Consider the following 12,273-nt stretch of genomic DNA (forward strand, 5'->3'; position numbering starts at 1 on the left):
AAGCGCGTGAATGACTAGAGAAACGACACATAAGAAGGAAACGCCGTGCCGCCCATGACCGGATTTCGCCCCGCGCTGATCGCCCTCGCGACGTTCCTACCCCTCCCGGCCATCGCCGCCGAGACCCCCTGGCCCGCCTTCGGCCACGACCACAGCAACCGCAACTTCTCCGATCTCACCCAGATCGACCGCGCCAGCGTCGGGCGGCTGCGGCCGGCCTGGATGTTCCAGACCGGGGTGACCGGCTATTTCCAGGCCCAGCCGGTGATGGTCGACGGCACGCTCTACATGTCGACGACCCAGAACAACGTCGCGGCGCTCGATGCCCGCACCGGCCGGCCGCTCTGGACCTACGTGCACAAGCCGCGCACGGAAAAGATTTTTGGCCCGCCCTCCAATCGCGGGCTCGCGGTGTCGGACGGCCTCGTGTTCGAGGCGACCATGGACGGGCGGCTGATCGCGCTCGACGCCAAGACCGGCCGGGTGGTCTGGGACAAGGAGGCGGTGCGCCCGGAGGAGGGCGAGAGCGAGACCGCCTCGGATCTGGCGGGCAAGCTCGGCGGCAAGGCGGTGCAGGGGTCGAGCCGGCTTGGCTTCAAGATGCCGCCGCTGGTGGCCGAGGGGCTGGTGATCGTCGGGGTCACCGGGGCGGGCTACGGCCTGCATGTCGAGGACGAGGCCGGCGGGCTCGACGGCGGCGCCGTGGTCGGGATCGAGGGCGGCTACGGACGGCGCGGCTGGCTCGCGGCCTACGATGCCAAGACCGGCGCGGAGCGCTGGCGCTGGTACGTTACCCCATCCGAGGGCTGGGAGGGCGGCTTCGTCGCGCAGACCGTGGACGGCGTACCGCTCCAGCGCGACATCGCCGCCGAGAAGGCGGCGGCGCCGGCCAACCGCGAGGCTTGGCGGGTCGGCGGCGGCTCCCTCTGGATGACCCCGGCCTACGACCCGGATCTCGGCCTGATCTTCCTCGGCACCGGCAACCCGGCGCCGCAGAATTTCGGCCTCTCGCGCCCGGGGGACAACCTCTACACGATGTGCCTCGTGGCGCTCGACGTCCGCACCGGGCAGCTGCGCTGGTATTCCCAGCAGGTGCCGCACGACGAATGGGGCTACGACGTCGCCGCGCCGCCGTTCCTGCTCGACGGGCCGAGCGGCGCCAAGGCCGTGGCCTCGGCGAGCAAGACCGGCTGGATCTACGTCCACGACCGCGCGACCGGGAAGCTGCTCGAACGCTCGGCCCCGCTGCTTGAGCAGAAGAACCTGTTCGCGCCGCCGACCCCGCAGGGGACCGTGGTGGCGCCGGGGCCGCTGGGCGCCGTCTCGTGGCCGCCCACCGCCTATGACGGGCGCCTCGCCTACGTGCAGGTCCGCCACGGCGCGACGACCTACACGGTCAAGACCGTGCCGGCTTCCGGGGATAGGCCGGAAATCCGCTACACCGAGACTGGTGAGGCGAAGGGCGAGCCGTCCTTCAGCACGCTCACCGCGGTCGACCTCACGGACGGCGGCAAGATCGCCTGGACGATGCGCTCCGGCAGCCGGCTCTCGGGGGGGACGCTCGCCACCGCCGGCGGCCTGGTCTTCTCCGGCGAGGAGGACGGCCATCTCGACGCCCACGATTCCCGCGACGGCACGCTGCTCTGGCAGTTCCAGTGCGGTGCCGGCATCAGCGGCCCGGCCATGACCTACGCGCTCGACGGCAAGCAGTACCTGGCGGTGGCAGCAGGCGGCGCGTCCTACACCAAGGCGGCCGGGTTCGGCACCGGCGACGCACTGCTGGTCTTCGCGCTGCCCGATTGACCGCCCCTCAGCTTAACTGGAAGAGTTCCAGCCGATTGCGGTGGGGACTCATCCGGACGATGGCTGACGAGGGAAGCGCAAACCGCGCGCAGGCGGGTGCGGACACGCAGCCGAGCCATCGCGGGGCGCCGGTGATCCGCACCATCGCGATGCCCGCGGACACCAACCCGGCGGGCGACATCTTCGGCGGCTGGCTGATGGCTCAGATGGACCTCGCGGCCGGCAACGTCGCGGCGCGACGCTCGCGCGGGCGCTGCGCCACCATTGCGGTCGACGCGATCACCTTCCACCACCCGGTCTTCGTGGGCGACGAGGTCAGCCTCTACGCCTGGCTGATCAAGGTCGGGCGCTCGTCCCTGCGCATCCAGGTCGAGGTCTGGCGGCGGGAGCGGGCGAGCGAGATCACCATGAAGGTCACCGAGGCGACGTTCACCTTCGTGGCGATCGGCGAGGATCGGCGCCCGCGCCCGGTGCCGCCGGAAGACGGTGGGATCTGAGCGGATTACCCGAGCGGAGGATTTGGGGTTGACCGTCCCAGCCTTGCGACCATTGCGAGGCGATCGAGGCGCATGCACGAACCTAGTCCGTTCGGTGTGCCAGGACAGTCGAACCCGGCGCTGGATCCCCGCTCAACCGGTCCGCAGGAGGCGGGCTCCGGCGCAGCCCAGGATGCCGTGGGTGTCGCCGGTCAGAGCCGGTGTCCTGAATGAGGCTCTCCATGGTGGTGAGCCTTGAGGAGAAGCAGGTGCCGAACGCGGGCTAATCCCGTCGCATGACGTCGATTCTCTCGAGAAAGTCAGTGCGCGGACAACAAGACGAAAAGAGCAGTTATGTGAATATTTTTGATTTTTTCTTGCGTAAAGTCCGACCGTTCTTGAATTCATCGAGGCAATCATTCATATCTCAACACTAAAATTAATTTTTGATAGAAAAATTGCGTATGTTTAATAATAAAACCAAATCGTTTATGTATTTTTGCCGGCACGTCGTTTCATTGATAATACGGATACGACAACTCACACGACATACTTGACGGCCACGATTGCAACGCCCTCGGCCATCTTGGAAATGGACTTATCTATTCGAGTTTTATACGTCAGCAAAACGCCATTACAAAAATATTGACGAAATAAATCTTCGTGATAGTACGATTGTTTATTAACTTGCTTTAATATTTTTGATCCGGCTTGTGAATCGTCGGACAGTACGGTATTCGACAATCAATCAATACAATTGTACTCGATAAATGTCGCGCCCACTCCAGTGGGGGCTGGGGATGTCTGCGTCCCGGCCCAGAACAAATCATGCACAAGGATGATCTGGCCATGCGCGACGAAGACCCGCTCCCGCGCAACGAGAATCCACTCTGGTACGAGGGCGCGGAATTAAGCGACTCATTACTTATAAAAATTCTTATCGGCATTGCGTCGATTGGGCTTCTCCTATTTTCTGTACTTGTTGCGATCTTGTTGTGCTGGATTCCGCGCATATTTTAACAGGCTGAGGGAAAAGCCCCGGATCGGGGTAGAATCTTCTCCATCGGCCAGCGCATGATGCCGACAAGCCACGTCGCTGGCGAACCTCTTGGTCGGGAAGTGGTCTCGCGCGCTGACGACTTGAATGGCCAAAAGAAGATTTTTCCACTTTGTCGGACGATTTCAGCAGCCCGCTCGATTTCGCCCGTCTGGCTGCGGCGCCCCCCGTGCGATCGCGTACCACGTCCGCAGCCGCAGGCCGAACACCGCCATCATGAACATGCAGCAGGTGGCGTTGTTGCCGTTGTACAAAACCGTCTCGAACGAGGCCGAGACGAGCCCCAAGAACCACAGGCGCAGGAACAGCAGCGTCTCCGCGTCGAGCCCTCGGCCGCCGGCGACGCGCAGCAGGTCGCGCATCGGCGCCAGCACGAACGCCACGATCGTGAGCGCCAGGAACGGAAAGCCGCCGATCAGCGCCGTGTCGAGATAGGCGTTGTGCGAGTGGTTGGCGGTGTTGACCCAGGTCAGCTCCTCGGAGCCGCCATACATGGTCCGCTCGGTCATCCAGAAGGCGCCGATGCCCCAGCCCCGCCAGGGGCGGACCAGGATGTTGTCGAGGGCGAATTGCCAGATCTCGCTGCGGCCCGTGAAGGTCGCGTCGGTCAGAAGCGCGCCGATCGCGTCCTGGATCGCCGGGACCAGGATCGAGCCGATCGAGATGAGCGAGAACCCGACGATCGGCCCGAGCAGCAGCAGGGTGCGAAAGATCCCGCCGGTCAGGATCCGGCACAGGCCGGTGATGGCGAGGATCACCGGCAGCAGCAGGATCGCGGTTTTCGAGCCGCTCGCCACCAGCAGGCCGATGGCGAGGAGCACGATGCTCCAGCCGAGCACCCGGCTCGCCGCGGAGGCGACGTAGAGCCCGACGATCACCAGGATCACCATGGCGGCCCCGGCCTCGTTCTTGTGCGGGAAGATACCCCGCCACAGGCCCGGATGGCTCGGATCGGAATTCACGTCGAAGGCCGAATGGATCGCCAGATCCGGCACCAGGGCCACCGCGAGATACGACGACACCAGGATCACCAGGGCGGAGCCGGCCAGGGTCAGGGCCAGCTGCCGCGGCGACCGGGCCACCAGCAGCACGCCGGCCGACAGCATGGCGGCGATGGCGAACAGGGCGAGCCGCCGCAGCGACAGGCTCGGTTCGACCGACAGCAGCGCGGTCAGCCCGAGCCAGGCGGCGCAGAGCATCAGCGGCCAGGTCGCGAGCGGGCGCAGGTGGCGAAACCCGATCCGGTGGAGCGCCGCCGCCATGCCGAGACCCGCCACCACGAACAGCACCTGGGTCAGCAGGCTTCCGGCCTCGGAGGCCGCGAGCGCGGAGCGGTCGGACAGGTCCTCGAACCAGACGTGGTTCCACAGCAGAACGAACACCACGCCGTTCAGAAGCACGCGCAGGCTATCCGGCACGTCGCGCCCGACTCTGTCGTGCCGGGCCGTCCCGGCCGGAATCCCGATCGCCGCGTCCGCCGTAGCCATGCCGTTCCACCGCCGGGGCCGCGGGATGCGGCACCGCTCATTGTAGCGGCTGCGCTCGCCGGGGCGATGGGGCGATCTGCGGTTGCAGCGGAAGATCTGGCGATAACCTTAGCGGGGGCAATCGCGGGAGGGGGCCTGCGACGGTGACGGCTTAGAGTGGCGGATCTGGCATTGAAGATACTTCCTGGCGTATAGATCCGTTTACGGCATAACATGGAGGCGCCCCATGAAAGCCAAGGTGATGCCGGATGGGCGGATGAGTCTGCCCGCCGACCTTCGCAGGAGGCACGGGCTCGGCAACGGCGGCGAGGTCATCGTCGAGGACATCGGCGACGCCATCGTGCTCCGGACGCTGGATCAGGTGGTGGCACGCGCGCAGGACATGAGCCGCCGGTTGATCGGCGGCAAAGTCGGCGCCTCCGTCGAAGACTTCCTGGTCGACCGCACCCGCGAGGCCGAGCGCGAATGACGCGCTTCGTCCTCGATGCCTCCGCGCTGCTCGCGCTTCTGCTCGGAGAGCGCGGGGCCGACACGGTGAAGGCCGGGCTCGACGGTTCCGTCATGACGACCGTCAACCTCGCCGAGGTGGTCAGCCACTACGCCAAGCTTGGCGCTGGACGCCACGACATCGAGATGCTGCTGCAGCCCCTGCCGATCCGCCTGTTTCCCGTCGATGCGGCATTGTCCTACGATGCGGGCCTCTTACGTTCGATCACGCTCGAAGGCGGCCTATCGCTGGGGGACCGCTATTGCTTGGCTCTGGCGAAGCGAGAAGGCGTGCCCGCTCTCACTGCGGATCGGCGCTGGCCGGACATCGCCGGGGCCGCCGGTGTCACGATCGAGCTGATCCGCTGAGGCAGGACTTCTTTGAGGCAGGACTTCTTGGATGTGACGCTTCATCGAGCAGAATGCTCTTGCCGCCGCTCCTGCATCGGGCGTAGCGGCCAGTTCGGTCGGGCCGGGATCGTGGGAACACCCGCCGGCCCCGCGCAACGAACAGGTGCACCATGAGCCAATCGGCATCTCGGGCGGTCATCGTCCAGCCCGGCGGCGGGTTCGACACGGTGGGGTTCGGCGAGCGCCCCGTCCCGGAGCCGGGACCCGGCGAAATCACCGTGCGCCTGCGCGCGAGTTCGCTGAACTATCACGACTACGCCGTGGTCAGCGGCCTGTGGGGGCCGAGCGAGCTGCGGGTGCCGATGTCGGACGGGGCGGGCGAGGTCGAGGCGGTCGGTCCCGGGGTGGACGGGTTCGCGGTCGGCGACCGGGTGGTCAGCACCTTCTTCCCGACCTGGCTCGACGGCACGCCGCAGGTCGAGGGTTTTTCCACCGTTCCGGGCGACGGGGTCGACGGCTACGCCCGCGAGCGGGTCACGACCCCGGCCACGTCCTTCACCCACGCCCCCCGGGGCTGGGACCATGCCGAGGCGGCGACGCTGACCACGGCGGCACTGACCGCGTGGCGCGCGCTCCACGCCGATGCCGGGCTCAAGAGCGGCAACGTGGTGCTGGTGCAGGGGACCGGCGGCGTCTCGCTGTTCGCCTTGCAATTCGCCAAGGCGGCGGGCGCGACGGTGATCGCGACCTCGTCCAGCGACGCGAAGCTCGAGCGCCTGCGCGGCCTCGGGGCCGACCACCTGATCAACTACCGCGCCGAGCCAGCCTGGGGTGCGACCGCAAAGCGGCTCACCGACGGGCGCGGGGTCGACCACGTGCTCGATGTCGGCGGCCCGGGGACGCTGGAGCAGTCGATGGAGGCCGTGCGCGTCGCCGGCCATATCTCGGTGATCGGGATCCTGACGGGCGTGGCCGGCCCGCTGCCGCTGGTCCCGGCGCTGATCCGCCAGATCCGGCTCCAGGGCGTGCTGGTCGGCAGCCGGAGCCACCAGATCGCGATGATCCGCGGCATCGAGGCCTGCGGCCTGCGGCCGGTGGTGGACAGCGTCTACCCGCTGGCCGAGCTCGTGGCGGCGTTCCGGCACCAGGAGAGCAACCGGCATTTCGGCAAGATCTGCATCCAGATCTGAGGGGCCGTGATCGGGTCGAGCGCGCGCCGCCGAAGTGGATACCGGTTCGGCGCAAGCGAGCGCGTCACATCAAAGACTTGGAGGCGAGCCCGATTGCAACGCGATCGGGCTCGCCTCTAGGCTCGCGGCCTTCGCGACCGCCCCAGCGCCGAGCCGATGCCAACGAACCCAGCCACCCCGGCGCTCCCCATCGGCTTCTCGCCGGTGCCGCCGGGCCACATCGCCGCCATCGTCACCAGCCTCGAGATGGTCGGGCCGCCGGCCCCGCGCGCGGCCGAACCCGTCCCGGACGGGATGGCGCTGCACCGCCTCGTGCGGCCGGATTGCGAGACCTATCGCGGGCTGTACCGGGCGGTCGGCGCAGACTGGCTGTGGTTCTCCCGGCTGACCCTGTCGGACCAGGCGCTGCGGGCGATCCTCGACGACCCGCGGGTGGAGATCCTGGCGCTCCGCCGGGACGGCACGGATCTCGGCCTGCTCGAGCTGGATTTTCGCCAGCCGGACAGCTGCGAGCTGGCCTTCCTCGGCCTCATCCCGAATGCGATCGGGCAGGGGCTCGGACGGGCCCTGATCGACGCGGCGATCGCGCGGGCCTGGTCACGGCCGATCCGGCGGTTCTGGGTGCATACCTGCACGTTCGACCACCCCGGGGCGCTCAACTTCTACAAGCGCTCCGGCTTCACGCCCTGCGCCGTCACGGTCGAGGTGGCGCCCGACCCGCGGCTCACCGGCATCCTGCCCCGGACGAGCGCCCCGCACGTGCCGCTGCTGGCGTGACCGACGCGCGCCGAACCCCTCACCGCCGCATCGTATACTGCGACCGCCCGGCCGCCTGGCGCATCAGGAACGAGGCCATCTCGGCGAGTTCCGGGGCCTTGGAGCGGAACGTCACCGAGAGGGCGAGCAGCGTGTCCTTGTGGTCGAGCCCGGGATAGACCCGCTCCTGCACCGGCACATGCGCGGCGCGCAGCTTGGCGGCGAGGCTGATCGTGTTCCGGGGCTTCACCACCGTGTCGGCCTCGCCGGTGGCGAGAAACGTCGGGGGCGAGAGCGGGCCGGCAAACGTCATCGGCTGGGTCAGCGGCAGGTCCGGGGCCTGGCCGAACACCTTGAGCGTGGTGTCCTGGTCCAGCGGCAGGAAGTCGTAGGGGCCGGACAGGCCGGCCACCGCCTTGATCGCCTTGGGATCGACCCCGGCGGCGGTGAGGTAGCGCGGGTCGAGGCCGAGCATCACGGCGTTGTAGGCCCCGGCCGAATGGCCGGCCAGCACGATCCGGCGCGGGTCGCCGCCATAGGCCGCGATGTTGTCGCGCACCCAGGCCAGCGCCGCGGCGCCGTCTTCGAGGAAGCCCGGGAACGCCGCCTCCGGATAGAGCCGGTAATCCGGCAGCACGGTCACGAAGCCCTGGGCGGCGAGCGCGTGGCCGACGAAGGCGTAATCGTCCTTGGCGCCGCTCTGCCAGGAGCCGCCGTAGAAGAACACCAGCACCGGCGCCCGCTCGGCCGCCACCGTGGGCACGTAGACGTCGAGCCGCCGCCGCTTGCCCTCGCCGAAGGGCTGGTCGCGGGCCGCGAGGCGCCCGCCGGCATCGCGCGGGCCGATCGCGTCGAACAGGGTCAGCGGCGAGGCGGCGCTGAAGCCGTAGGCCGCGAGCCCGAGCCCGAGAAGGCTGGCAAGCGCGATGAGGAGCCGTGTCATATCCCGTCCGGTTGCCCTGATCGGCCCATTCAGAGCGCCGCTCGGGGCGGATTCATGACCGGAGCGCGGCCGGAGGGCGAAAAGATCAGGTGCGCAGCACGATGCAGGCGCCGCCGACCTTGCGGATCCGGCCGCACAGGTCGTCGGCGGCCTGCCGGCTCTGGGCCGGGAGGCGGATCCGGTAGAACGCCCGGGTGCCGCGGTTGCGCAGGCGGGTGCCGATGATCATCGGCCGCGCCTCGCCGATCACCCCGGCATAGGCGGTCCGGGTCCGGTTGAAGCTCTGCAGCGCCAAAGCCTTCGAGAAGTTGCCGGCGAGCTGGATGCCCCAGGGCGCGGCTGGCCCCTCGTTCGGCCCGATCGCGAAGCGGTCGCCGCGGGACGGGATGCGCAGGCTGGCGGTGACCTGCAGGCAGGTCGCCGGCGCCTCGGGCTTCTCTTTCGCCTCGGGCGCGCCACCCTCGGGATAGGTGATCGCCGCGCCGCCCCGCCAATCCTCGGCGGGCGCTCCGGTGATGGCGGCGACATAGGCCCGGGTCTCGGCGGGCAGGCCGCCATCGCCGGTGAGCCATTTGCTCACCCGGGCAGCACCGCCGTTATAGGCGGCCGCCGCCAGCCCGAGATTGCCGAATTGGGTCTTGAGATCCGCCAGCAGGTGGGCGGCGTGCGGGATCGCCTGCTCGGGATCGAACGGATCCAGCAGCCCGCGCTCGCGCGCCGTGCCGGGCATGAACTGCGCGACGCCCTGCGCGCCCGCCGAACTGACGACGCCCACGCGAAAGCTGCTCTCGCGCCAGATCAGCCGGGTCAGGAACGGCACCGGCAGCCCGCGCGCCTTGGCGGACGCGTCGATGAGGCGGCAGAGCGCCTGCTCGACGGTCTCGGTCGCGCCCTCGGACGGGGCCGCGGCGGCCGGGCCAGCGAGGAGGAGCGGGAGAAGGGCGCAGACGCGCAGGCGGGGGGCGATCACACAACCGCTTGTAGCGGGCCGCACGGGGGGATCAATCCGTACGGTTGGGGGGTGATGACGCGGCGCAGGCCCTCCGGAGATCCCACCCAGGCCCTCATCCTGAGGCGTGAGCGAAGCGCGGTGGAAGCCGGATCAGCGCCGGACCACGACGCCGATGATCGCGGCCCGCTCATACCGGAGCGCTGCAACGGATGCTCCCTCGACGGGCTGCCTTACGTCGCGACGGGATTTTCAAGACAGAACCCGTTGAAGGCAAGCGTGGCCGTGTAGACTGAGCGGTTCTGCTCATCGCGAACCACGATCGAAAACGAGTGCTGCTCACCATCTTTCGGCAGGAAGTCTTTGGCGAAATCCGATAACGTCCGTTTGACTTGCCGGCGTGCAGCGTCGAGGTCAGCGCAATCGACCCCCTCGTGATCGCGTGCGAACGATCCGTCGTGAATATCGAAGAAATAGCGTGGCATTTTTTCCTCGACAAGGATCAAGTGACAACTGATGAATGGGCCATGGCGAATTAGAATGACCATTCCGGCGATCGAATACCGTCCCATGCGACATCGGGAAATGTACTAACATAGATTGATATTTGCATCTTCGCGATTAAAGTTCGCAATTGATCATTGTTATATTTGAATTTAGGCGGTGATGGCTTCGGGTTTTACGCCCTCGCTCGGGAGGAGCCGCCATGACCGCCCTACCGCGCCGATCCGCCCCCCATCCATTCGTGCGCAAGGTGGAGAGTGTCGCCCTCTTCACCCTCACCGAGGATGAGAGAGCGGCGCTTTGCGCGTTACCCATGCAGGTCGCACAGTTCGACGCCTATCGAGACATCGTGCGCGAAGGCGATCGTCCCGCCCGCTGTTTTGCGGTGCTGGACGGCTTCGTCTCGACGTACAAGACCACGCTGTCGGGCAAGCGGCAGATCGCGGCGTTCCACGTCCCTGGGGATGTGCCGGATATCCAGAGCCTGCATCTGAAATTGCTCGACAACAGCATTTCCTCGATCGGTCCGTGCAGGGTGGGCTTTGTCCAGCACGATGCGATGCGAGCGCTGTTTCAGGCTCATCCGCGTATCGGCGATGTATTCTGGCGAATTTCGCTGATCGATGCCGCCCTCGTTCGCCAGTGGATCCTCAATACCGGCAGGCGCGAAGCCTATCCTCGCATGGCCCATTTGTTTTGCGAAGTGATGACACGTCTGGACGTGGTCGGGTTGGCGCCGGAGCGAACCTGTTCGTTGCCCATGACGCAGCACGAACTGGCCGATGCGCTCGGGATCACGCCGGTCCACGTCAATCGAACCCTCGGCGATCTGACAGAGGCTGGATTGATCACCCTGCGCAGTCGGCGACTGACGGTTCACGACTGGGATCGGCTGACAGCAATCGCGGAATTCGACCCGACTTACCTGCACTTGGGTTGCCGCGATTCCGAATAGGTCTCGGTCGTTTCGTGAAGGACCGCTCGACGCCGTCGTGATCATGATCGAGCGAATTGGGCATGGCTTCCACACGGAAAGTCATCAGATCGTGGCGACTTACCGTATTTGAGATTTCGTCAGCTCACGAACAAGAGTGAGTATGGTGTGCCGTCCTTCGCTGCATCGGATGGCCAGCCACATCTGGAGAAGCTGAGCAGCATCAGCGGCTTTGGAATAGCTCGGTGTGCGGAAAAACGTGTCCGCTGAACAACCGAGTGTTCTGGCTAATTCATCGAGCTTGGCCCGTGACTTATGATCCGCTTTCGAGCCCGGGGGGCTGGGCGTCGGCATATCCATGGTGGTTCTGTTTCGCCAGAACGCCGCGGATCGCGGCAACGAATACACCCTAGCATTGCAAGAGCAGTTGTAAAAACGTCAGAAAAATACTATACTTATGATATTACTCGAAGGTAAAATATTTACATTCTGAGCTTGCGGCTCTGCAGGTATGGCCGGAGACGCTACCAGCCCGGCCTCCGATCTAGAGGCCGTTGCGGCGGCTTTCATCGATACTCATACCGCTCGTAGGGAGAACGGTCTAATTCAGCGCCCGCAGAGAGATCGCGCGCTGGGGCGTTCATCCTGAAGAGCCGGCGTTTCCACACGAAAAAACGATCAGTTTTCTAGCGAGATTTCCGGAAAACGGCACGTGAACTCGGCCAGGTCGGAACGACCGCTTCAAGCCGAAGGGCAGAGTTCCAGGCGCCACCGAGCGTGGAGACTTGTCGAGGCGGATCCGTCGTGCTCCACATGGGTCAGACGACACGTTGGCGTTCCGAAGGGCGGACGTTAAAGCCCACGCCATGTTCGATGACGCAGCCGCTCAGCGCTATCTCGCAGGGTTAGCCCCCGTGGCGACCGGGTCGGTGCGCTGGGTCATTTACGACCATAACCGGCAATGGGTTTCGGTCGTGGACGGCGGAATCGCGTCACTCCGGCAGGATTGCGCGCAGGTCCTCAGTTCCCTGTCGGAGGAGGATGCGAGCGCGTCCCTCGGCGACGCGATCCGTGACTTCCTGGCCGATGGGACCGACTTCACCCCGCACATCATCGCCCTCTCCTGCGCCTTATTGATGCAGAGCACAGGCGATCTCGGCGAGGTTTTCGCTCAGATCCAGTCCGGCGTCATGGCAACCCTGGTCTACCCCGAGGATGTGGTGGTGAGGCCCGTCGCCGCATGACGCGACGGCGGCACCGGCCTCGACGCGCCGTCCTGCTCGATCACCGATCCGGGGCGTCTCAAGGTCGGTTTCGTTTTTCGCTTTCGATCCCGA

At 66.4% G+C, this 12,273-nt stretch carries 12 protein-coding genes; 8 read left to right on the top strand and 4 right to left on the bottom strand.

The window, feature by feature from the left end:
- Positions 1-54: 54 nt before the first annotated feature.
- Complete coding sequence (locus MKL09_RS13045; protein WP_244020656.1) at positions 55-1,803, top strand: pyrroloquinoline quinone-dependent dehydrogenase; 1,749 nt, start codon at positions 55-57, stop codon at positions 1,801-1,803.
- 59 nt (positions 1,804-1,862) lie between these two features.
- Positions 1,863-2,300: an acyl-CoA thioesterase gene (locus tag MKL09_RS13050; RefSeq protein ID WP_244020657.1), complete on the top strand. Its 438-nt coding sequence runs from the start codon at positions 1,863-1,865 to the stop codon at positions 2,298-2,300.
- 1,161 nt (positions 2,301-3,461) lie between these two features.
- Here the strand turns inward: MKL09_RS13050 and MKL09_RS13055 are convergent.
- Entirely contained in the window at positions 3,462-4,823 is a 1,362-nt protein-coding gene (locus MKL09_RS13055; RefSeq protein WP_244020659.1) for an O-antigen ligase family protein, read from the bottom strand.
- A gap of 226 nt (positions 4,824-5,049) precedes the next feature.
- On the opposite strand from MKL09_RS13055, the gene MKL09_RS13060 reads away from it, so the two are divergent.
- The 4 genes from MKL09_RS13060 to MKL09_RS13075 all read left to right on the top strand — a co-directional run bounded on the left by MKL09_RS13060 (position 5,050) and on the right by MKL09_RS13075 (position 7,627).
- The gene (locus MKL09_RS13060) at positions 5,050-5,292 is read left to right on the top strand and encodes an AbrB/MazE/SpoVT family DNA-binding domain-containing protein (protein WP_244020661.1); all 243 of its coding nucleotides are present in this window, start codon (positions 5,050-5,052) and stop codon (positions 5,290-5,292) included.
- Positions 5,289-5,678, top strand: a complete 390-nt coding sequence (locus MKL09_RS13065; protein WP_244020662.1) for a type II toxin-antitoxin system VapC family toxin — start codon at positions 5,289-5,291, stop codon at positions 5,676-5,678. Before MKL09_RS13060 ends, MKL09_RS13065 begins: the two co-directional genes overlap by 4 nt.
- Positions 5,679-5,830: 152 nt before the next feature.
- Positions 5,831-6,850 (top strand): zinc-dependent alcohol dehydrogenase family protein, encoded by a 1,020-nt coding sequence (locus MKL09_RS13070; protein WP_244020664.1) that lies wholly within the window; start codon positions 5,831-5,833, stop codon positions 6,848-6,850.
- A 156-nt stretch (positions 6,851-7,006) separates the two neighbouring features.
- Positions 7,007-7,627, top strand: coding sequence for a GNAT family N-acetyltransferase (locus tag MKL09_RS13075; protein ID WP_244020666.1), 621 nt, complete (start codon positions 7,007-7,009; stop codon positions 7,625-7,627).
- Positions 7,628-7,646: 19 nt separating this feature from the next.
- Here MKL09_RS13075 and MKL09_RS13080 read toward each other — a convergent pair whose 3' ends face one another.
- From MKL09_RS13080 to MKL09_RS13090, 3 genes are all read right to left on the bottom strand, one after another.
- Positions 7,647-8,549, bottom strand: coding sequence for an alpha/beta hydrolase (locus MKL09_RS13080; protein WP_244020668.1), 903 nt, complete (start codon positions 8,547-8,549; stop codon positions 7,647-7,649).
- Between the two features lie 85 nt (positions 8,550-8,634).
- Positions 8,635-9,519, bottom strand: coding sequence for a lytic transglycosylase domain-containing protein (locus MKL09_RS13085; RefSeq protein WP_244020670.1), 885 nt, complete (start codon positions 9,517-9,519; stop codon positions 8,635-8,637).
- Between the two features lie 212 nt (positions 9,520-9,731).
- The gene (locus MKL09_RS13090; RefSeq protein WP_244020673.1) at positions 9,732-9,983 is read right to left on the bottom strand and encodes a DUF6894 family protein; all 252 of its coding nucleotides are present in this window, start codon (positions 9,981-9,983) and stop codon (positions 9,732-9,734) included.
- Positions 9,984-10,204: 221 nt separating this feature from the next.
- Here MKL09_RS13090 and MKL09_RS13095 point away from each other — a divergent pair, with 221 nt between their 5' ends.
- Both MKL09_RS13095 and MKL09_RS13100 read left to right on the top strand, forming a co-directional pair.
- On the top strand, positions 10,205-10,957 hold the full coding sequence (locus tag MKL09_RS13095) for a Crp/Fnr family transcriptional regulator (protein ID WP_244020675.1): 753 nt from the start codon (positions 10,205-10,207) through the stop codon (positions 10,955-10,957).
- An 845-nt stretch (positions 10,958-11,802) separates the two neighbouring features.
- Positions 11,803-12,180, top strand: a complete 378-nt coding sequence (locus MKL09_RS13100; protein WP_244020676.1) for a hypothetical protein — start codon at positions 11,803-11,805, stop codon at positions 12,178-12,180.
- Positions 12,181-12,273 lie beyond the last annotated feature (93 nt).

Source organism: Methylobacterium sp. J-048 (genome assembly GCF_022829515.1).
Lineage (GTDB): Bacteria > Pseudomonadota > Alphaproteobacteria > Rhizobiales > Beijerinckiaceae > Methylobacterium.